Genomic DNA, 21315 nt, shown 5'->3' with positions numbered 1-21315 from the left:
AACTGTATGCATCGCGCCCCCTTATCAGGCAAATACACTGAGCATCTTTCCGATGTCCTTTCCTTTGTATGGCGGAAATACGTCGAGCACCGAATCGGGATTTCCAATCAGCATAGCCTTTGTATTGCTAAGAGCGTCGAATCCAGCTTTACCATAGTATTTTCCCATTCCACTGTTACCAACGCCGCCAAATGGCAAACTATCGATCCAGCAATGTAGGTTAGTCTGATTTACGCAACCGCCACCAAACGAGAGCGCATTGAGTACGTAGTCGATATTTTTTTGTGTTTTACTGAAAATGTAGCAGGCTAGCGGTTTAGGCTTGCGCTTAATAATACCCACGATTTCCCGAAGGTTGCTGTAAGGCAGCACGGGCAACACCGGACCAAAAACCTCCTGTTGCATGGCTGGATCGTCCCACGTTGATGGATACAGCAATGTAGGTTCGACGTAACGGGCGGCGACGTCAAAACGCCCGCCGTGCACAACTTTATCTGCGAGAATGTAAGATGCGACGCGTTCCGCGTCATGTTCGCTAATCATCCGCGCGAAATCAGGACTTCGCTGCGGATCGTCCCCGTACATTCTCCGGATCGACGCCTTGAGGCGCGTGAGAAAGGCGTCTGCCACCGATTCGTGCACATAGACATAGCCCGGCGCGATACACCATTGCCCCGAAATTGCATTGTGTCCCCATGCAACTCGGTCGGCGGCAATGTCGAGGTTCGCGGTTTCGTCAATAATGCATGGATTCTGCCCACCAAGCTCGAGCAGGACAGGAGTTAGATGTTCGGCGGCTGCGCGCATCACGACCTTCCCCACCGCGGAGCTTCCGGTGAAGAAGATGAAGTCAAACGGAAGTTCTAGCAACGCGCTAATTTCCTGCCTCCCGCCCGTCACAACTGCAACGTCTTCGGATCCGAAGTATGACGGCACCAGTTTGCTGAGCAGCGCGGCCGTAGCCGGTGTCGTGTTGGCCGGCTTCAAGACGACCGTGTTGCCAGCGGCAAGTGCCGCGATAGCCGGATCTAGAAGCAGCAGAATCGGCGCATTGAATGGCCCAATGACCAGCGTCACACCGTACGGTTCCTTGTAGACCATCCCTTCGTTTCCATCGCCCTCCAATGCGGATGGAATCGCGACCTTCTGAGGCGCCATCAGTTCGCGCAAATGATTGCGGTAGTACTGAATCACACCAGTTGGCACGGAGATCTCGAAGAGCTGCTCGAACGGTGGCTTGCCAAAATCCTGGTAAAGAGCCTCACACAACTCGTCTTGATTCTCCCGCAGCATTCGCTCCATCTGATCGAGCTGCTGAATGCGCCATTCGTAGGTCTTGGTAACGTCCGAATCAAAACGCGCACGCTGCGCGTCGAGCACCGCCTGGTATGGATTCGACATGATCGTAATCTCTTGAAGTTGAAGCTAACGTCACGTGCGCCGGACTACGGTGTGTAACGTAACCACATAAATTGCGGGATTGCCTGCGTTCGTCTGCTCAGGCTTGCCCGATGTCGAGGCGAGAAATCAGACCCTCTGCGTCGATCGAAAACTTGAAGTACGTATTGAAATCACCCCATTTATCCGAGTGAAATCGCCCGAAGACCTCGAGACCGTCATTCTCGACCCGATCAATTTTCGTAAACCGCTCCGAACCAATCGCTTCTCGATTGAACGCAGACAAATCACGGGGACTGCCATCGTCATACATTTCAGCGCCTTCGGCGAACAGCGCCTGCCATCCGGCTCTGTCGCCTTGTTGCAAGGCTTCGATTGCTTTCCTGACAACGGGATGAGACAGTGTGCTGGTGTCCATATTGCCATTCCTAGTCGGAGGATCGTCACACATCCGGCGTGGGCCAAACGCCGCCCATACCGGACGCGTCGTGGACGATCCCGAGTTACTTGGTCGTATACCCGCCGTTGATTAGGATCGTTTGGCCGGTGATCCACCAGCCGTCGGAGACGAGATGGCGAATGAACGGCACCACATCCTCGATATCCGTGAGCCCGGTTTTCGAGAACTTCGAGAGCGCGGCCGCCGTCTTGTGATACGCTACCGCGTCAGCACCCTCCTCCGGATAGAAGAAAGGCGTATCCATCGGGCCCGGGCCGACAGCATTGACCGAAATCCCTCGTTCGCCGTATTCCTTTGAAGCTGCACGCGTGTAATGCTCAACCGGAGCCTTCGTCCCCGCATATGCAGCGTAAAACGGGGTATATGCCCCGAGCAGTGCTGTGACTAGCGTGACAATCTTGCCATTGTCATTTACGTGCTTACCCGCTTCACGCAAGAAAAAGAACGAGGACTTCGCGTTGACTGCACTCATCTGGTCATACTCCGCTTCACTGATTTCAGTGAACGGCTTCTTGAGAACCTTACCTACAGTATTGATCGCGATATCAGGGCGGCCGACGGTAGCGACAGCATCGGCGAACAGATTCTCCATTGCACTGGCGCTCGTCAGATCCGCCTGAAATGCAACCGCCTTTGCACCGGCGGCCTTGATGTCGGCAACAGTCTTGTCGGCCTCCGCCTTGGAGCTCGCGCTGTTGTAGTGAATCGCAACTGCCTTCGCACCATGTTTTGCCAGATCACGCGCTATTAGCCCGCCAAGGTTCTTTGCGCCTCCGGCAATCAATACTGTCTTACCTTTGATTTCGTGGTTCGCCATTTCGTTCTCCAGAGTCGACAAACGCGCAACGCGTTCGTCAGATTTAGAAATTCACGCCCAGTGGTCCCAAACTCCTAGCTAGAAGTATCCTGCATGAGCTTCGGAAAGTTTCCGTAATGCTTTCGCTCTTTGACGCCAATCTAGCGCTCGCATTTAACTACCACGTTTACTTGCAATAGGAGCTCAGCGCGACCAACTCGATCCGCCCTATATCACCGAGCCCCCTTGCTTCGGCAAATGTGCCGACTCACTCCTTGGCGCGAGGCTTTAAAAGATCAGAGAGCCCGACGCGATGCAGCATCTCGGCACGGACACGATCGAGGACGGCGAACCCGACGGCTGCTCCGTCTTGAGTCGGATCGATATGCACCCGGAAAGGCCTCTTCCCGAAGGGCATGCCGACGATATCGACAATGGCTTGCGCCACTTCCCCAACATCGGCGTCTGCCGGTACGATTTCTGCAAATGCTTTCAGTACCTGGTCGCCGAAACCGGGATATGGACCGGCGTCATATTCTGCGGCGCGAGCGTCATCCGCCGGTGCCCCTGCGTGGGCAAAATGGTTCGTGCCGCCGGTGAACGCACCAGGTACTACGATTGACGTCTCGATGCCCCAACGGGACAGTTCGCGTGCATACTGCACCGCAATAGAGTCCATCGCGGCCTTTGCGGCAAAGTACGGCGCCAGATATGGAGGCGTGCCCCCTGCCGAGCTGCTGCTCGATACCCATATCAGCAGGCCTTCTCCCACTTTCCGCATATGCGGGAGTACCGCGCGATTTACACGTTGCGTGCTCAGCACATTGACGTCATACAAGTGAGCGTATTGCTCGGGTGTGAATGCTTCCGCTGGTCCGAACACCATATGGCCTGCGTTGTGCACCAAAACATCGAGTTGGCCGACCTCACCGACGACCTGCGCAACCCCAGCATCGACAGAATCTTGTGACTGGACATCGACCTCAACCGTCCGCAGATCGACATCATGCTCTTTTGAGTACGTCGCCATTTGCTCAACAACAGGGGCATTGCGACCCTTTGTATCGCGCATCGACGCGTAGACTGTATGTCCCGCCCGCGCTAGCGCCTCAGCTGCCAGACGGCCGAATCCGCTGGATGCCCCAGTAATCAGTATAGTCTTGCTCATGATGATGTTCCTTGATAATCGAGAGGGATCGGTCAGCGAAATGAGGCTTCACTCAAACCATTCCGCCATTACTGCGCAGGACTTGCCCGTTGATCCAGCCACCATTCGGGCCTGTTAAAAAGCTTATTGCATTAGCAATGTCGTCCGGTGTTCCAAGACGTTCGAGCGGATTCATTTTCGACATGCGCTCAATTAACTCCGGCGACTTCCCATTCAGGAAAAGCGCGGTGGCTGTCGGACCAGGCGCCACTGCATTGACAGTAATCGAGCGCCCTCTCAGCTCTTTCGAGAGGATACCGGTCATGGCTTCGACTGCTGCCTTTGTGGCTGTGTACACGCCATAAGTCTCCGGCTTGAGTCCGACCACGCTGCTCGAAAGATTGATGATTCGACCACCATCGCGAATCCGACGCGACGCTTCGCGGAGTGTGTTGAACGTTCCCTTCAGATTGACGGCGATCTGGCTATCAAAAAGTGCATCATCGCTTTCCGACAGTAGCGCCAGCTTCATGATGCCCGCATTGTTTACAAGCACATCAACGCCACCATACGTAGCGTCAGCAACGTCAAAAAGCCGTGCCACAGCTGTCGGGTCGCCCACATCAGCTTGTACCGCGATCGCCCTTCCACCGGCCCGCTCAATATCACCTGCAATCTCCTCAGCCTCCGCTGCTTTGCCTGCGTAGTTGATAACAACAGAAAATCCGTCCTCGGCGAGACGCCTAGCAATTGCTGCTCCAATGCCCCGCGATGCGCCGGTAACAACTGCCACTTGAGATTTAGTACTCATGATGCTCTCCATAAACGTCAGCTTCCTTTACATCGCGCCGCGGCTGACCAAAAAAATTCAGTGGTATTTCAGAGCGTTTAATTCACGTATCAAATAACGCGCTCAGCACCCTCACACCGACAATGACCCTTACCAAAACTACGAGATCCAAATATTAAGGATTCCAATTTAACAAATTGTAACCCTTACGCGAACAACCTTAACCTCCTCTCGATCAATCTCGTTGCGTCGATCGCGACACTTCCTCCCATTCGTGAATTTCGTTCTCGATCGATTCTGCCCGAGCGAGCATGGTTCCCACCGCATCTGCACCAAGTGCGAAATGCACCGGCGGGTTCTTGGATTTCATAAGCTTAATGATCGCTTTCGCCCCCTTATGAGGAACGTTTGGCTGCTTTCCTTGAAGCTGACCAATAAAACCACGAAACTGGCCCGCCGGCGTATCCGCGTAGTCGTCGATTCGATTCGATGCGTACGCCAAAGAGCGACCTGCAAATTGCGTCTCAAAGATGCCAATCGTCAAAATCGTCACATGAATTCCTAAAGGCGCGAGTTCGCCAGCAAGCGCTTCGCCGAGCACGCTGGTGGCCGATTTGGCTGCCGCGTAAACTCCCAACCCGGGGTACCCTGCGAACCCAGCAATCGACGAGAACTGGACGATATGCCCCGACTTCTGGCGACGCATAGTCGGCAACACCGCCTGAATCAACCGAAGTCCCCCGAAGAAATTTACGTCAAAGATTCGGTGGGCGTCCGCCTCAGTCGTTTCCTCTACGGCACCAACCGTGCCAACACCGGCGTTGTTCGCCAGTACATCGATACGACCAAACCTATCGAGTACTTGTCGGACACCAGTTGCAACCGCTTCAGAGTCGGTGATGTCCATCAAGAGACCAAAAGCACGACCAGGAGCCAGCCGCTCAAACTCGCCGACCTGCTCCGAGCTGCGCACCGTGCCAGCAACGTTCGCACCTTCCGCCAGCAGCTGTTGAGCCAGTTCCCGCCCAAGACCAGATGACACACCCGTAACCAGCACAACCTTTCCATCCATAGTCGAATCGCTCATTTGTGACTCCATCCCATATGAGGTTTTGAGGTGACACGAGTGTAACGAGAGTTATGCCGCCAACGAACAGCCCTAGTCGAGATGAACTATCCACGAATTGCGAACAATCGCCTCCTTGTTTGCACCTTGGGCTCTTGGCACTGAGCCACAGTTGCCGCCCCAACGATAATTGTCCCGATCGTCGCTGACACCTCTACTAAATTCGGCACACCAGTCGCCTCGCAATTAAATAAGCATTCAATCTCGCACTGGCAATTATCGTTTTACGAAAAGATTCGCTCCACCATTACTCGACGTCGGTTCGCAACTCTTGATTCGAACCAGACGGCGGCCGAAAGCATGCTCATTAAAATAAACGAAAACCACCATTTTTCCGTCCACCCAACCATAATTGCAGCAACAAGGACGAAAACAATCATTATGTAACAAATTGATCTCGACTTATAGATCAACCATTTATACAACCAGCCTCCCACCATATAAAGCATCAATCCGATCGAGAACCAGATTGGCGGCGCAAAACCAATATCAATATTATCATTGACAACCGAAACGCCTCCCCCAATCCCAGCAATAACAATTCCAGACACCATAATTTCATGAATCCGATTAATGGCGGAAGCATCAAGACTCGGCCTCGCTGAATAACAAATAAAGCCCGCAGCATCACTTTTTGAAATATCGAAATACAACGCCCACATAGCCATCACTGCGGCGACCGATCCCACAAATGTCACAACGTCTTCTATGCTTCGATGTTTCGTGTTATCCAGCACCGCCACAGCTGATACTATCGCCGTTGCGAAGGCCACTATCGTCAGCAACTGGTAACGCTCAATGAAATTTCGATTTAATTCCCTCCATCCGCCCCCCTTTACGAATTCGCAATCCAACACCTTCCAACCGGAGTTTATTGGAGCAACCTCGTAAATAGCTGCAATAGCCCACCAAATCGCTCGAGTGTCGCGACCAATGGTGCCGCCGATAATCCAGAAAATAGGGGTCACAAATGCCCACTTCAATGCCCACCCGCCCTCTGAATTTTCTGAATTTGTCTCGCTCACGAGCCGAAAAGACAGTGCAATTCTCGAAATTTGAAACAGCACATAGAAGAAGACAAATCTAGAACAGTCCATCTCCAAAGCGTTCGAAATTTCTATTGCGGCGACCAAGTAAATCGATATTAATACAATTCCCGAACCGCGCCACAGTTTCGCCTCAACCTTAATCAGCCCAACGACCCATTCGGCGTAACGCCATTCACGCCATGTGGTTATGCATAAGATCACTGAGATTATGGCACCATTCCACGCAAGATTTCTCTGCAGCGCATGACCGATTTGCATAAGCGAAAATACCAACATCAGATCAAAAATAATGTTGCTTCCGATCATTTGAATATAACGTTCGCCGCCCACTCCTAACAATCTATGTATGTTTTGCTTGATACCCATGCAGACCTTCCAATCACCTACGCGAATCCGAAAAATCGCACCGGAATCCACACGGCCGCCCCACTTCTCGTTCAGAACGATGATGAATTTGGTTGAGTCCGATTTCCCTCCACAAAATATCCGATACAAATCATGCCGCCTCATTAAAAATTAAAAATAGTTGGAATTGATGCAATTGCTCGACGCTGCCGCCCCTCGTTTCATCATCCCGTCACTTAATTGCCCGAGGAATCTATACATCGACGTCAGACATTCATATGATTAGACATATAGATGAACGCAGGACAAGCAGTTGTTTAGAGATAGTAGTTAACTGACCCGAAAAAACCTTTCAAATTTAGACGCGCTAAAAAATGAAAATGTTAATTCGCGACGCTGCAGCTGGGATGATGAGGCGGGGCATCGAACTACGGTTTTAATTGTCTGATGTTTCGATGCACCATTCCTCTAATGCAACGCGTCGAACGCCTGTGCGTTTGGTTCGTACCGCGACTGCACCTAGACAATCTTTATAAGATGGAGTCACCAGACTGTGCGATAGTTCACCCAGGTGTAGCGAAACCACACCATCGCGTCTTCAGGAATGCGCTAGCATTGAAGTAAATTGATGATTTCGTGGACCTTCCGGCATCATGAGCGACTACCTTCTCAACAAACATCGCTTCCATAGCTTCGATCCTGACGAAGTTTCCGACTTCATTGGAAGAATCTATGCCGACAATCAGTTTACAGCGCAGCATGCGACACACCGTGAAGTAACCATGACTGGGGTTGAGCGCAATGGTATCGGCATCTATGACGTAGACTATTTGATGCCATTTCACTTCCGGTCGACGGAGACGCGGCCTAACTATCTGTTCCTCTCCTGCCGCCGTGGTCAAGCAAAGTACGAGGGAGGTTCTAGCGACGGGGCCTGTATTCCCGGTGATGTTATGCCTATCTCCTCGTCGGATCGATCGTTCTGCTCGACGGGTCCGGATGGCTTCGGGCACCTCTCTGTGATCATCGATGCCGAGCGGGTCCGTCGCTTCATTGCTCAATGGATTGGTCAGCCTGCAACTGATCCGATCAAGTTCTCGCTGCAACCGATCGCGCCCGAGGTAAGCGCGCAGTGGAACATCGCTGCAAGTTGCCTACGAAGTATGATGAGGATGTCGCCGGTTCCAGATCTGGCAATTGAGGGACTGCTTGAACACATGCTCAAAATTGTCGTTACTGGCCACTTCAGCAACTACAGTGCATTGTTCAATCGCGAATCGTGCACCTCCGACGCTCAAACTGGCGAGGCGATCAGAATGATTGAAGCGTTTCCAATGCACTGGAAGACACTTGGCGCCGTTGCCCATGCACTTGGCGTTCCTAGCGAAGCGCTCGAGCACGGGATACGCAGAGTAAGAGGAAAGTCATATGCGGAGTTACACGACGACGCCCGCTTTGTACAAGTGAACAAGGCACTTCTGCGTGGGGGCGACACACAGCGTTTCGCTGAAATTTTATTGGCGCATGGATTTTCCATCTCAGTCCGTTTCGTTCGCCAATACATTCGACGCTTTGGCGAACCGCCAAGCTCGACTTATCGCCGAAACCCCAACGCGGTGAATTACCCCTCGAGTCCAACTAGTTCTACATTTGAAGAATTTAACCGAGAAACTATTAATCAGTTCATCGATCAATCATTAGAGAGCAAGCTTGATACAAGTGAAGTCAGTCGATTTTTAGGAATGAGCGAACGCGCGACTGTCGAGGCGTTCAAAATTCAGTTCGCCCGGACGCCAAAACAATACGTGATAGAAAGGCGGCTCGAGCGCGCTCGATGGCTTCTAGAAAACACATCCGACAGTATTTTATCAATTGCCATGAACTGCGGATTTGGAACTCAAAGCTACTTGGCTACCGCCATCAAGCATCAGTTTGGCGCAACGCCAAGCGAAATTCGACGCGCCGCTTTTTCCGGACGCACGGCGAAAAATGATGACAGGGTAACCGACTAGGAAATTTCGAATAAATATCTCCGACGAAAAATGCTTTGTCGGATGAATAGTCATAAAAATAACGATAAATTTTTTTATTTCAAAGCCCCTCTTAAATTCATGAAGTCTGGTCGGCAAATAAACATCGAGGTAGAAATAATTAGAGTTGAGGTGCCGACGCCTTCTACTTTCTTGCCGCGGCAAGGAGTTTGGCACCATCTGATTGACACATCACCGTGACATGGGCAGCAATGTACGCTTCTGCTGCGAATGCGGACAAGGACGCGTTTGTCCACATTCCATTCTCGACGTCCTCGATCCTGCTCAGTTTGATCGACGAGTTTTGGGATAATGACACGGTTAGCGAAACTGATCGAATGACCTCCTCCCATCGAGCCCACCCGCATAGCTCCCAGACAACGACTCGCACTTCACGCGCAACGTGGAAAACCTTGAGCCCGAGATTGCAACCCGCATCCGCGGCTATCGGACCGCTACGCGAATCCGGCCGACTCCACCGCAATCCTCTCCCTCGAATGAGAAGAATCTCCTGCCTTTGCTGACAGTTCCGAACGCTCCTGCCTTAAACTGAATTACACCTGCTGGGCGGTTCCAGAGAAAATATTCAGTAGCATGTTCGCTCTGCGGTTTAAGTGAGCACCTATATACGGCGTTGTGCTTAAATTGGGCGTGACGACAAGGCAAGGCCAATGTTCTTGATTTCATCGGATGTGACGGGATTGCGGACGTTGCAAAGTCCGCCATGCGGTTGAACCCGCCCGTGCGAATGGCGACCTCGGTCGCCTTTGATTCGATGCGCCGCACCCACCGGCAATTTTCCCGTGAGCGTCTTGTAGCGATACATTCCGTTTTCCGCGAGCGAGCGCCGATGGTAGCCGCTCTCCTTCTTCCATTCGCGACGAACGCATCGCGCGATCGCACTGACTGCGTCGTTACACTACATCCCGCCCGAAGTATTTGCCGGCCGACGAGCAGCGCCTTCGTGCAGCTGAATCAAGGGCGTTGCGCTGCACCAGGGGATCACGGCATGCCAAGGTTTGGTGTCGTAGGCCCCGTCCCGCCGACGACATTTATTCGTTCGTCGCCCGGAATCTGACCGAGCAGTTCGGCCAAGTCGCCACCATCGTTGACATTCTGATGCGTCAACAGCATAGCACGCACCTGACCGGTATCCGGGTCGAGCCTGAGATGCACTAGTGCGATGTGCCACGCTCCCAATAACCATGCTTGCGCGCCGTCCAATCGTCGTCGCCAACGATCTGCAGCTGGACTTCTATCGCTTGTGTGCGGCGGCCCGCCTACGTAGTTAAGCACGAGCAAGGTGGCGAAAGCTATCTCGAGCAGGCCTTGCGAGAAGCCTTGCAACAAACGCGGCGACATACGGTACACGGTCCTGAGGCCCGGCGGCGCTTGGATCAGCGTCGCGGTACAGACAAGAACGGCCAAGCGCCGGCTCGGCATCTAATATGTTTGTAAGTGCGGCTTAATCGACCCTCATCGTGACGTTACCTCAGTTGATCGGGCGAGCGTCCTAGGCCAATCAGTTCCTGATACGGTAGCGCGCCCTCGATTCGCTCCTCTTGCGCTAGTTCCTGCGCGTCGTGTCGAAGCAAGAAATCGAAAATCTGCGCGGGAACCCGCATTGTTAACAGGGTCGCCGCACCGGCCATTGCGCGTCAACAACTATTGCTCCCCTTGCTCGCCCGATTCATGCAACGACGCCTCTATTTACATACTAGAACACAGATAGCTTGATTGAGACAGGATCGATACGTTCTTCTCAGAGCGCGCTCACACGCCCATTAATAAAATGGGACATATTTATTACAAAACGTCAGGATTTTATATTTCACAAATTTCTAAAATTTCCGCCGCGCGCAGTGCTTTAACTTTTCTACAAACAATTACCACAATTGAAAATGACAAATATGTATCCAACCTACATCATCCCCATCGAATTCTGCTTTAATTGGTTAACACGCGATGCGTGGCGATTACATCCTACGATTGCAGACGACCTACGACCGTGAGGCGTGCATGAAGCCGATACAGAATATTGGGGATCAGACAACGATTGCGAAACAGCGATCGAGCCGATTATCGCGAATTCTTCTTAGGCAACCTCCTCCGGTTCGATGCGGGGATATACGAATCGGATTTCCCACTATTTCTGGACCTGCTCGACAGGGAGGAATCTGCTCCTACGATTTGAAGTCTCTCGGGCGAATCGAAACGATACGTTGAATCGTTAACCTCGGATTCGAACCGATCATAGATGATCATGAGCGCTCTTCTCATAATTTCTAAAATTCCTGTCGAAATCTTGGATCTACGATCATTGTTCTCCGTCGACTTCACTTGCTCGGGATATAGCGACCAACAAGTAAATAGTGTGACGAACAAGTTTGAGTATGTAACGCGGCGGCGATGGCACCAAACATTCATCGCCTCACTTTCCAAGGCGCTAAAATTAGCGTGCGCGAATTGCAATACATCACACTATTTTTAAGATTACTTAAAATTACAACACAACTCACTCCCTACTTGCGAAGCTCATTGAAAAACGAACCACACCGAATCACCGCAACCGGTCACCCAAATCAACGGAAATATTTAATTTTTAACAACATCATAAAAATATCTAGAAATCAAAAAAACACTATACCCAAAACCTCAACAAAGAGATATTAAAATGCCGGGCACGACAAAATCAAGAGAAGTAATCTATTGGACAAGAAAACCAGACACCTCATTAATCAAAGAACTCTCCAGAAATGACTGGAAAGTCATACTTATCGAAGATTCAAGCAAAATAAATAGAATAAACAAATCCACCAAAGGAGGGATATTAGATCTACAAAACTCAACGGCCGATGAACTGGTCGAAATTGATGAATTTTGCTTGGAATTTGATAACATTGGATGGGTCGCGATTATTGATAAGCAACAGTCGATAGAAACAACCGTCTTGAACATAATAAAAACCCATTGTTTCGATTACATCACCATACCAACCGAAAATCAGGAAATCATCGAAACCGTCGAACGCGCATATGGAATGGAGCGCTTATTTTCACAAGACATTTCAAATTATCATCATTCAAAATTCGGCATGATTGGAGCAAGTAATCCCATGTTGAAATTATTTAACTACATCTATAGGATGGCCAAAAGTGACGCGCCAGTACATATCTATGGCGAAACAGGTACGGGCAAGGAATTAACCGCGTCGGCCATACATCAATGCTCTTCCCGTGTCTCGCAACCGTTTGTCGCATTAAATTGCGGGGCAATTCCACCTAATCTCTTGCAGTCTGAGTTGTTTGGATATGAACGGGGAGCGTTCACTGGCGCGTCCGCCTCGAAGATTGGGCTTATCGAAACTGCCAACCACGGGACATTGTTTCTCGATGAAATCGGCGACTTGCCGCTAGAAAGCCAAGTGAGCTTGCTACGCTTTCTCCAGAATGGCAATATTTTTCGTTTGGGTGCCACGCGCCCCATTTCGGTCGATGTTCGGATTGTGACGGCGACTCACGTTGATCTCGAGAAAGCATCACAAGAAGGAAACTTTCGTACCGATTTATATCATCGGTTATGCGTTTTACGAATTGAACAACCGACGCTACGCGCGCGAGGAAAGGATATCGAACTTCTAGCACATCATGTAATCAATCAGTTTCGAGGTGACGGAAGTGGACGTGTTTATGGGCTATCTCCGGATGCCATTGCCGCCCTTCATAGTTACGAATGGCCGGGTAATGTACGGGAGCTGATCAATCGGATCCGTCGCGCACTTGTCATGACGAATCGCCGATTCATTACCGCCGGTGATCTTGAACTTGACAAGACCGCGATCGAACCTCAATCCACTCCTGTCACGCACAAATCCGTAACGCGCGAGATGATCGAAAATAAACTGATAGAAAATGGTGGCCTTGTATCAAGGGCCGCCCGCGAACTTGGCGTGTCACGGGCCACACTGTATCGGTGGATGGAATTATACGCTATCGAACGAACGAGTTGATAATATCGAATATTTGGGTGATGTTTTCAATTCAACCTCTCGCAGAAACATTTTCCGCAGCGACACTTGCGCAACCACCGCTCGCGCAATTGAATGGTCACACGTTTACATCCGTGACCATGTCGATGAGGAACACCCCGGGAGAAGGTAGCGTGACGTTCGGTGATCGGGGATTAATGTCGCGCCCGGTAAGAAAGTGGAGTTGGTGGGAACTCTCTCTGACTCTCTGGCTGTCGGCACCGACCGACGTATACCAGCAATGGCAGCGCACTGAAGCCGCAGGAGCCGACCGGCGCTCATTCTCTCCGCGGTCGATCATCTCGGATGAAGTCATGTTCGTAAGCGCAAGACCAGTACGGTCTAGGAGCGTTCGATGACGAATGCCATGATTTCCGGCGAAGGACGCGAATGACCGTCGTGCCCACGATAGGCGTTGTGGACGGAGTGACTCAGACAGTCGAGATCCCGTCAAAACAGCAAACTCGCCGACACCCAACCGAATGGAAGTGGACCATCGTCGCACTGACTTTCGAGCCCGGCGCGTCGGTCGCCCGTCTTGCTCGCGAGAACGGCATCAATGCCAATCAGGTGTCGGCGTTGCGTCGCCTCCATGCGCAAGGCCCGCTAACGGATGAGGCGCGTCCAGAGACAGCAATGTTACCGGTTGTCGTCAGCGATTCCTCTTTGCCACCCGCTCAGCCATCGATAGCGATTGAGGAGCCAGCCGCGACTGACATGCCATTCGGCTCAATCCAGATTCGACACGGTAAAACGTCGATTCGTATCTAGGTCGCTCTCGCTCTCACTCTCGAGCACCCGCGTCCCGCGCCCGCCGCCCCAGCTCGCCTTCAGTATCAGCGGATAGCCGACTTCTCCAGCCTGATTCTCGTATGCGGTGAGATCGTCCGGCAGCGACGCGGTCGCGGGCATCGCCGATACGCCGGCGGCGATCGCCGCGTTTCGCGGCCACGTTGTTGCCAAGCGTGCGCATCACGTCCGGCGACGGGTCGACCCTGCAGATGCCCTCATCGATTTACCGTCTGCGCGAATTCCGGGGGTCTCGGACGGGAAGCCATAGCCGGGGTGAATCGCGTCGACGTTGACCTGCCGTGCGACGCCCAGGATGCCGTCGATGTCGAGATGCGCGGCGAGCGGCTTCTTGCCTTATCCGATCAGGTAGCATTCGTCACCGCGAAGCGATGCACCGCCAGGCGGTCTCCCTTCGATTAGATCGCCACCATGTGGACGTTCAGCTCGGCAGCGACACGGGTCACGCGAATCGAGATTTCCGAATGGTTCGCAATCGGGATGGACTGAATGGAGATTGTAGTCACGCCATCCATAGATGGTTCATCGTTGCATTTGGCTTTCCCACGCGCCCTCTTCCACCCGCTTAGTCAGTGAAGCAGTTCGGGAATTGTTACGTATGTCGTTCAAGATTGCATCGTCCCCGCATTCGCCGCTCAACAGATTCATCAGATTGACCGACATTCACTCTCGACATCACGACGACAAATAACATTCCCCGCCCAACCAGGATGGCAATCGGGAGAGAGTTCGGCTTGTCGTCGTTCAGTGTACGGGGGCACACCACTACTCACCCCGCAACGGTGTCAATTGTGGCGATCGAAAGGCGACGCGTAATCCATCCAGTCGTGGCCCGGAACGCCTCCCGCCCACGCACAATTCGCGTCGCCGCGTCGCTGAGCCCGGCTCAATCGCCGGTCGGTCAGAATCGCATCCCTGCCCCGAAACAACCGGATAACAAAGCACCCGCGGATGGCACATAGCATCGGCACACGCCCCGGGTCTTAAATCGGTTCGACTGACTCGTGCGTCGGCCAGCCCATGTCGACAAGAACGGCATGCATGCTGCAGCGCCATCTGGCGCCTGTTTCTGACACCCGGTCCTCGCCATCGACCGGGACAGCGTAGACCATTCTTCAGCATCATTCATGCCTAAATTTTCACTATGGGATAATTTTTACTACTCGTATACCATAATTTCTCATATTTAGAGAAAAATGCAACACTATGCTCCGTGGAACGTCTACGGAGAGACCATGAATCTAGTTAGCTTTAGCAAACACGGGCGTTGCTCGTGGGGCCTTGTGCGGGATAGCGATATCGTTGATGTTGCTCCGATTGCCGACGATGTCGGTCACACCCTGAAATCCGCGCTGGAACGACGCTCGCTGGATCGTGTCCGCGCGTGGGCGGAAACTCAGGTAGCGACGCATGCGATTAATTCCGTGGATTTCCTGCCCGTTGTGCCAGATCCTTCAAAGATCCTCTGCGTTGGAATCAATTATTTGAGTCACGTTCAAGAGACCGGTAGAGACGTGCCCATCTGGCCTATGATCTTCACACGGTTCGCCGACTCGCAAACCGGCCACAACCAAGCAATTGTCCGACCGTCTACATCTCACAGCTTGGACTTCGAGGGTGAGCTCGCGGTGGTCATCGGTGCGCGTGCGCGTCACATCAAAGCCAAAGACGCGCTTGACTATGTCGCCGGATACGCCTGCTACAACGATGGCAGCCTGCGCGACTGGCAGAAGCACAGTATTCAATTTGTGCCTGGGAAAAACTTCCCGTCCACCGGTGGTTTCGGGCCATGGCTCGCGACGTCGGAGGAGATTCCTGATCCGTCGACTTTGACTCTCGTCACAAGGCTCAACGGCCAAATCGTTCAGAAAGCGACCACAGACGATCTAATCTTCTCCGTCCCCCGTCTAATCGAATACTGCTCGACCTTCACGACGCTCAATCCAGGCGACGTGATCATCACCGGAACTACCGGTGGAGTGGGCGCGTTCCGTCAGCCCCCCCTATGGATGAAGCCGGGTGACGTAGTCGAGGTCGAAATTTCCGGTATTGGCACACTGCGGAACCATATTGTTGATGAGGCGCCCGCAGATTGAGCCAATTCGACGGCGGAGAAAACGAATGGATCTCAAAGAAATCAACACTAGCGTATTGATCGTCGGCGGTGGACCCACCGGTCTTTCGCTCGCTAACGTCCTCGGGCAAGACGGGATCGAATGCATCTTACTTGACCGAAAGACTAGTACCGTAGCGGAACCCAGGGCCGTCTCCATCGATGACGAATCCTTGCGAACCATGCAGGCAATCGGCTTGATAGAGCCCGTAATGCGGGACGTCGTTCCTGGGTATGGTGTGCACTATTTGACCCGTGTAGGTGGCCGGTGCTTTGGACGTGTTGAGCCAACTGCGAGCGAATATGGCTACCCACGCCGTAACGCGTTCAGGCAGCCGTTGTTTGAAGCCTCCGTCCATGAAGGTTTGAATCGATTCAAGAACGTGCAAGCACTATTCGGCCATATTTTGGAATCGTTCTACCAAGAGCAACACGGAGTACATGCCACTGTCCGTTGCCCCGACGGTACCGCACTCTCAATACGGGCTCGATATCTTGTAGGATGCGACGGCGGCCGTAGTCCCATACGCGGACTACTGGGTGTCAAGATGGTGGGCTCGACGTTCAAGTCTCGCTGGCTAGTGATCGATACTGAAAATGACGACGACAGCTTCTCTCAGATGCGGGTCTATTGTGATCCCCGCCGGGCAGTCGTTGACGTTCCCGGTCCACACAAAACTCGCCGCTTCGAAATTCTCATTCACTCGCACGAGTCCGCAGACGACGTCGTAACAGAAGCACAGGTTCGCAAATGGCTGTTCCCGTTTCGAGGGAGTCGAAAAACTGACATTGTGCGCAAAACCGTCTACACCTTCCATGCACGAGTAGCGGAGCACTGGCAAGTCGGCCGAGTTTATCTGGCCGGCGACGCTGCGCACTTGACCCCACCCTATGCTGGCCAAGGAATGAACAGTGGTGTACGTGATGCGCACAATCTGGGGTGGAAGCTATCCGCCGTCGTGCGCGGGCAACTGCCGGAATCAGTGCTTCTTTCATACGAGATCGAGCGTCGAAAGCACGCATGGGCACTAATTCGCCTGGCGCTGAATCTAGGCATGGTCATGGCACCGAAGTCGCGCTGCAGCGCATGGGCATGGCAGTCGTTTTTCCGGATCGCAGCATACGTACCACCTGTCCGCGACTACTTTCTGCAAATGAAGTTCAAGCCGAAACCAAGGTATGCCTGCGGACTGCTCGGACCTATTGACGAACTCGGGCGTCACAGCGTTCGGGGGCGAATGCTTCCGCAACCATTCGTGACGTCCCGCGGTCGATCGATGCCGCTCGATGATCTTCTTGGACCACGTTTTGCCCTCCTCCGCTTTGGACGACCATCGGTCGGGACCAGCCTGCGGCCCGCTCATCAACTTTGGCGTCATCTAGGCGCCGCAACTGTATGGATTCTTCCTGAGCCCAACGGCGTGTCGGAACGCATGCTGGAACAGCGTGGCTGGACCGTAGCTGTGAGCAACGACTCTGCATTCGTAAACGCGCTCGCTCACAACTGCGACCGGGTCATTGTGCTACGGCCAGACCGTTACGCTGCGGGCGCATTCCTTCCGTCACAAGAGCACACATTCGCTGACGAATTCGCCACGGTGTTGGGCGTCGATGCCACTATCAGCGTACCGGGGGTATCTCCCGACGACTCATCCATCACGTTACCACCAGCAATCAACTGGATATCACGATGACCAGCCTGCAGAAAGAAACCCCGGCTCAACTAAACCATCTTTGCGTCGATTCACCCCAGCCGGAGCGGCTGGCCCGCTTCTACTGCGAGATGATGGATTGCGCCGAAACACCACTCAATGAGCTCCGCTTGTTATCGGGGCCACGTCGATCGATATTGATTCGACCGGGTGCGACCGCAGATCTCGCTTACGCCGCCTATCGGATCTCCACCGACTCTCAGCTCCAGACTCTAAGATGCCGCCTTGCGGCAAACGATATCGCATGCGAACCACTACACGATCCTTTGCTGGAACCGGGCTCGTTTGTAGTGGCTGACCCGCAGGGACGCCAAACTGCGTTTGGTGTCGCATGCCACACTCTGCCCCATTCGGGAGCGCCGGCACGTCTTCAACATTGCGTCTTTCAGACAACTGAGCTGGACGATGTAGTGCGCTTCTACGTCGACAAGCTTGGCTTTACTGTATCTGACGAGGTGGTGAGCGACGATTCGCGCGCAGCCGCAGTGTTCCTGCGTTCCGACGACGATCACCACACGCTTGCATTCTTTCGCGGTAGTCGCAATGAATGGGATCATCACTGTTACGAAACGAACGAGTGGAACGACATCCGGGATTGGGGCGATCGTTTCGCTGCAGCTGAGATCCCCATTTTCTTCGGCCCGGGACGCCACGGCCCCGGCAACAATCTGTTCTTTATGGTCACCGACCCTGATGGCAACCGTCTAGAGTTCTCGGCAGAATTGCAACAAGTGTCGATCGATTCTACAGCTGGTGTGTGGCCTGCAAGTGAACGCACGCTGAATAGCTGGGGGCGAGCATGGATGCGTAGCTAAATCATACGCGATAATAGACTGCCAACGAATCTTGACACCTAGGATCATGAGTACTTCGGATCGGTCGCTTGCAGTACTGAAACTGTTTTCAATCGATAAGCCGGTATGGACAGCGGAGGAGATCTCCACCGCACTTTCGGTTTCGTTGGCTACTTCCTATCGTTATCTCGCCTCGCTGGACGAGGCGGGACTCGTTGCAGCTGCCACCGTAGGGCACTACGGGCTCGGACCGGCAATCGTTCAGCTCGATCGCCAAATTCAATTGACGGATCCGTTGTTGAAAGCGGCTCGACCTGTCATGGCTGACCTATCGAAATTTGCCCCAGACGGATCTGCGATTTTGCTTTGCCGGCCCGCCGCAGATTGTGTCCTGTGCATTCATCAAGTCCTAACCACCGGACCGCAAGAACCTGTTAGTTACGAGCGCGGGAGGCCGATGCCTTTATTCTTCGGTGCCACGTCGAAGGTTATTCTCGCCAATCAACCGGCAAGAGGCATGAAGGCGATTTATGCCCAGCACGTGCGCGCAATTGAACAGGCGGGTCTGGGAACGTCCTTCGCAGAATTTCGCGATACGCTCGCGGCGTGGCGTAAGTCCGCGTGCATGGTTACACACTCTGACGTTGACCCTGGCAGAACCGGTATCGCAGCCCCCATCCTGAACGAAGCCCGGACCGCAATCGGCAGTCTGAGTTATGTCGTTCCGCACACGACAGAGGAACGTGTGGTTGGTCGACTAGCGACCCTTGTAAGTGCAGGTGCCAGAGAGATCGAGGGAGTGCTTGTGAACAATGGAGTCCCTGTCTGAATTGGACGTGCCGCTTAAATCACAGATGTCGCCTTGTATTGAGATTTAGCGGTCCGTTGAACGTAAGAGCTAACAAAGCACTTGCCTGCGCATCTTCCACCATCTTTGAAATTACGCTCGATCCACTCAAGACGTCAATTACCGCGTATGCCGGCCCCACCAACCAATCCGCGTTCGCGCGCCCACACGATCGCCTCGCCGCGGCTGTGCACGTCGAGCTTCGCGTAGATCGTCGAGACGTGATTGCGCACGGTGTTCGGAGCAAGCCCAAGGCGGCCGGCGATTTCCTTGTCGGCAAGACCGTGGCAAAGCAGGTCGAACACGTCGCGCTCGCGCGCGGTCAGGTTCGACAGCTGGGCGCCCGCATCCGGCGCATTCGCACGCCGCACGTTCGCGAGCTTCTCGATCAGCGTGCGGCTGAACCACGATGCATCCTGCATCGCCGTTTCGATCGCGTAGACGAGCTCCATCTCCGTGCGCTTGCGGTCGCTGATGTCGAGCAGCGCGACGAGCAGGCAGTCGCGCCCGTGAATCGCGACGGGATCGGCCGACACGACGCAATCGCGCACGTCGCCTTCGCGCGTGTGGATCTGCACGTCGGCGTTGCGCACGCTGCCGTCGCGCGCGAGCTGGCCCTCGATGCGCTGCCACGCGCCGCGTTCGGCCCACAGCCCGATCTCGTCCGCGGATTTGCCGAGCAGGTCGTCCTGCGCGTGGCCCGTCATCGCGGCGAACGCGTCGTTCACGTCGAGCAATTCGAAGCGGTCGGCCGTGACGATCGCGGTGGCGACCGGCGCCATCCGGAACGCCGTCGCGAAGCGTTCCTCGCTCTGCCGCAGCGCGCGCTCGGCCTGTTTGCGCGGCTCTAGATCCATGAGCGTGAACAGCATGCACGCCTCGTCGTTCATGTCGATCGGCTGCCCGGCGACCACTACGGCCTTCGTGCTGCCGTCCGCGCGCTTCAGCACGGCCTCCATCTGCGGGATCGTCGCGCCTTCGCCGAGCCGTTCGATCGCGAGGTCGCGCCGGTCGGCCTGGTCGAGCACGTCGATCTCGTACACCGAGCGGCCGAGCACGTCGTCACGCGCGTGGCCGGTCAGGTCCAGAAAGCCCTGGTTGACCTTCACGTAGCGCAGGTCGTCGAGCCGGCAGATCACCGCCGGCGCCGGGTTCGCGTTGAAGGTGCGCTCGAAGCGTTCCTCGGCGCTCGCCCATTCGGTCGCGTCGTGCAGCACGAGCGCGAGGCAATCGGGCTCGCCGGCCGCATTCGTCAGCACCAGGCTGCGGATGCGGTGGACCCAACTCACGGTTTCGTCGGCGACCGATTCAACTTCGACCGTCACGTCGCTGAACTCCTCGCCCGCGATCACGCGATCCATCGGATAGTGGCCATCGCGCACGGGGTGGTTGTTCCGGTAGCGCAGCCGGAAGTGCTCGCGGTAATCGGTGACGGTCGCGCCGAGCGCCTTCAGCTCGGTCACGCCGTGCATCGCGAGCGCGGCGTCGTTCGCCCAGACGATCCGCTGGTCAGGCTCGACCAGGATCACACCCGCGGTGAGCCCCGCGATGATCTGGTGCAGTTGGTGCCTATCGGTATATTCTTTCAGCGTTTGCTCATCTGTCAATTCGCTCACTGAAGTATTTTCCCTATCGCCGATTTAGTATCCGCCGTTCGTCTGTGCTGGGACGCCCGGTCACAGCCCGAAATTGATCACACGCCGCAGGCCCTGTCGCGAAGCATTGACCGACTATCCACATAGTACGAGCACATACCGCACCGATACCGTGCGGCTCCTCACCAAACGGAGTTGCGCCACGCGCGTACCGATCATAGCGATCGGGCCATGCACTGCTTTCACTAACGGGTTCCGTCGTGCATGCAAACGCTC

17 protein-coding genes and 1 pseudogene are annotated in these 21315 nt (G+C 54.0%); 7 read left to right on the top strand and 11 right to left on the bottom strand.

All coding sequences use genetic code 11. From position 1 onward, the window contains the following. Window positions 1–24: 24 nt before the first annotated feature. From G3N96_RS02755 to G3N96_RS02725, 7 genes are all read right to left on the bottom strand, one after another. The gene (locus G3N96_RS02755) at window positions 25–1401 is read right to left on the bottom strand and encodes an aldehyde dehydrogenase family protein (protein ID WP_206121417.1); all 1377 of its coding nucleotides are present in this window, start codon (window positions 1399–1401) and stop codon (window positions 25–27) included. A gap of 97 nt (window positions 1402–1498) precedes the next feature. Continuing rightward, window positions 1499–1816, bottom strand: a complete 318-nt coding sequence (locus G3N96_RS02750) for a hypothetical protein (protein WP_174985453.1) — start codon at window positions 1814–1816, stop codon at window positions 1499–1501. Between the two features lie 85 nt (window positions 1817–1901). Continuing rightward, window positions 1902–2675 carry an SDR family oxidoreductase gene (locus tag G3N96_RS02745; RefSeq protein WP_206121415.1) on the bottom strand — a complete coding sequence of 258 codons (774 nt, stop codon included), beginning with the start codon at window positions 2673–2675 and terminating at the stop codon, window positions 1902–1904. A gap of 247 nt (window positions 2676–2922) precedes the next feature. Then, entirely contained in the window at window positions 2923–3822 is a 900-nt protein-coding gene (locus tag G3N96_RS02740; protein ID WP_174985449.1) for an SDR family oxidoreductase, read from the bottom strand. Between the two features lie 52 nt (window positions 3823–3874). Next, a complete protein-coding gene (locus G3N96_RS02735; RefSeq protein WP_206136160.1) occupies window positions 3875–4612 on the bottom strand; it encodes an SDR family oxidoreductase in 738 nt (245 codons plus the stop codon). A gap of 214 nt (window positions 4613–4826) precedes the next feature. Continuing rightward, the gene (locus G3N96_RS02730; protein ID WP_241022443.1) at window positions 4827–5678 is read right to left on the bottom strand and encodes an oxidoreductase; all 852 of its coding nucleotides are present in this window, start codon (window positions 5676–5678) and stop codon (window positions 4827–4829) included. 263 nt (window positions 5679–5941) lie between these two features. Continuing rightward, on the bottom strand, window positions 5942–7132 hold the full coding sequence (locus tag G3N96_RS02725; protein ID WP_206136159.1) for a low temperature requirement protein A: 1191 nt from the start codon (window positions 7130–7132) through the stop codon (window positions 5942–5944). Between the two features lie 632 nt (window positions 7133–7764). Between G3N96_RS02725 and G3N96_RS02720 the strand changes: the two genes are divergently transcribed. Beyond that, a complete protein-coding gene (locus G3N96_RS02720) occupies window positions 7765–9123 on the top strand; it encodes a helix-turn-helix domain-containing protein (protein WP_206136158.1) in 1359 nt (452 codons plus the stop codon). 658 nt (window positions 9124–9781) lie between these two features. Here the strand turns inward: G3N96_RS02720 and G3N96_RS02715 are convergent. Both G3N96_RS02715 and G3N96_RS02710 read right to left on the bottom strand, forming a co-directional pair. Then, on the bottom strand, window positions 9782–9967 hold the full coding sequence (locus G3N96_RS02715) for a hypothetical protein (RefSeq protein WP_206121412.1): 186 nt from the start codon (window positions 9965–9967) through the stop codon (window positions 9782–9784). A gap of 176 nt (window positions 9968–10143) precedes the next feature. Beyond that, window positions 10144–10569: a hypothetical protein gene (locus tag G3N96_RS02710; RefSeq protein ID WP_206136157.1), complete on the bottom strand. Its 426-nt coding sequence runs from the start codon at window positions 10567–10569 to the stop codon at window positions 10144–10146. Between the two features lie 1246 nt (window positions 10570–11815). Between G3N96_RS02710 and G3N96_RS02705 the strand changes: the two genes are divergently transcribed. Both G3N96_RS02705 and G3N96_RS02700 read left to right on the top strand, forming a co-directional pair. Next, window positions 11816–13150, top strand: a complete 1335-nt coding sequence (locus tag G3N96_RS02705; protein WP_206136156.1) for a sigma-54 dependent transcriptional regulator — start codon at window positions 11816–11818, stop codon at window positions 13148–13150. Between the two features lie 408 nt (window positions 13151–13558). Further along, window positions 13559–13939, top strand: coding sequence for a transposase (locus G3N96_RS02700; RefSeq protein ID WP_206136155.1), 381 nt, complete (start codon window positions 13559–13561; stop codon window positions 13937–13939). On the opposite strand, the pseudogene G3N96_RS02695 reads toward G3N96_RS02700, so the two are convergent. Continuing rightward, window positions 13940–14361, bottom strand: a pseudogene (locus tag G3N96_RS02695) (biotin carboxylase N-terminal domain-containing protein); the annotation flags it as partial. It abuts the gene before it with no gap. 852 nt (window positions 14362–15213) lie between these two features. On the opposite strand from G3N96_RS02695, the gene G3N96_RS02690 reads away from it, so the two are divergent. The 4 genes from G3N96_RS02690 to G3N96_RS02675 are packed head-to-tail and all read left to right on the top strand — an operon-like array spanning window position 15214 to window position 19426. Next, window positions 15214–16074, top strand: a complete 861-nt coding sequence (locus G3N96_RS02690; RefSeq protein WP_174985437.1) for a fumarylacetoacetate hydrolase family protein — start codon at window positions 15214–15216, stop codon at window positions 16072–16074. Between the two features lie 25 nt (window positions 16075–16099). Continuing rightward, window positions 16100–17785 (top strand): bifunctional 3-(3-hydroxy-phenyl)propionate/3-hydroxycinnamic acid hydroxylase, encoded by a 1686-nt coding sequence (locus G3N96_RS02685; RefSeq protein ID WP_206121409.1) that lies wholly within the window; start codon window positions 16100–16102, stop codon window positions 17783–17785. Beyond that, window positions 17782–18618, top strand: a complete 837-nt coding sequence (locus tag G3N96_RS02680; protein WP_174985433.1) for a VOC family protein — start codon at window positions 17782–17784, stop codon at window positions 18616–18618. The genes G3N96_RS02685 and G3N96_RS02680 overlap by 4 nt, the downstream gene beginning before the upstream one ends. A 46-nt stretch (window positions 18619–18664) precedes the next feature. Further along, the gene (locus G3N96_RS02675; RefSeq protein WP_174985431.1) at window positions 18665–19426 is read left to right on the top strand and encodes an IclR family transcriptional regulator C-terminal domain-containing protein; all 762 of its coding nucleotides are present in this window, start codon (window positions 18665–18667) and stop codon (window positions 19424–19426) included. Between the two features lie 134 nt (window positions 19427–19560). On the opposite strand, the gene G3N96_RS02670 is transcribed toward G3N96_RS02675, so the two are convergent. Continuing rightward, window positions 19561–21060, bottom strand: coding sequence for a helix-turn-helix transcriptional regulator (locus G3N96_RS02670; RefSeq protein WP_206136154.1), 1500 nt, complete (start codon window positions 21058–21060; stop codon window positions 19561–19563). Window positions 21061–21315: the final 255 nt, after the last annotated feature.

Origin of the sequence: Burkholderia sp. Se-20373 (assembly GCF_017104705.1) — a bacterium.
Classification (GTDB): domain Bacteria; phylum Pseudomonadota; class Gammaproteobacteria; order Burkholderiales; family Burkholderiaceae; genus Burkholderia.
The sequence above is the reverse complement of the archived record's forward strand: the minus strand, read 5'-3'. Positions and strand labels throughout refer to the sequence as shown.

Bases quoted from the DNA above. Each gene is read 5' to 3' on its own strand.
- G3N96_RS02755 (WP_206121417.1), bottom strand. From the start codon at position 1,401: ATGTCGAATCCATACCAGGCGGTGCTCGACGCGCAGCGTGCGCGTTTT.
- G3N96_RS02750 (WP_174985453.1), bottom strand. From the start codon at position 1,816: ATGGACACCAGCACACTGTCTCATCCCGTTGTCAGGAAAGCAATCGAA.
- G3N96_RS02745 (WP_206121415.1), bottom strand. From the start codon at position 2,675: ATGGCGAACCACGAAATCAAAGGTAAGACAGTATTGATTGCCGGAGGC.
- G3N96_RS02740 (WP_174985449.1), bottom strand. From the start codon at position 3,822: ATGAGCAAGACTATACTGATTACTGGGGCATCCAGCGGATTCGGCCGT.
- G3N96_RS02735 (WP_206136160.1), bottom strand. From the start codon at position 4,612: ATGAGTACTAAATCTCAAGTGGCAGTTGTTACCGGCGCATCGCGGGGC.
- G3N96_RS02730 (WP_241022443.1), bottom strand. From the start codon at position 5,678: ATGAGCGATTCGACTATGGATGGAAAGGTTGTGCTGGTTACGGGTGTG.
- G3N96_RS02725 (WP_206136159.1), bottom strand. From the start codon at position 7,132: ATGGGTATCAAGCAAAACATACATAGATTGTTAGGAGTGGGCGGCGAA.
- G3N96_RS02720 (WP_206136158.1), top strand. From the start codon at position 7,765: ATGAGCGACTACCTTCTCAACAAACATCGCTTCCATAGCTTCGATCCT.
- G3N96_RS02715 (WP_206121412.1), bottom strand. From the start codon at position 9,967: ATGTATCGCTACAAGACGCTCACGGGAAAATTGCCGGTGGGTGCGGCG.
- G3N96_RS02705 (WP_206136156.1), top strand. From the start codon at position 11,816: ATGCCGGGCACGACAAAATCAAGAGAAGTAATCTATTGGACAAGAAAA.
- G3N96_RS02700 (WP_206136155.1), top strand. From the start codon at position 13,559: ATGACCGTCGTGCCCACGATAGGCGTTGTGGACGGAGTGACTCAGACA.
- G3N96_RS02690 (WP_174985437.1), top strand. From the start codon at position 15,214: ATGAATCTAGTTAGCTTTAGCAAACACGGGCGTTGCTCGTGGGGCCTT.
- G3N96_RS02685 (WP_206121409.1), top strand. From the start codon at position 16,100: ATGGATCTCAAAGAAATCAACACTAGCGTATTGATCGTCGGCGGTGGA.
- G3N96_RS02680 (WP_174985433.1), top strand. From the start codon at position 17,782: ATGACCAGCCTGCAGAAAGAAACCCCGGCTCAACTAAACCATCTTTGC.
- G3N96_RS02675 (WP_174985431.1), top strand. From the start codon at position 18,665: ATGAGTACTTCGGATCGGTCGCTTGCAGTACTGAAACTGTTTTCAATC.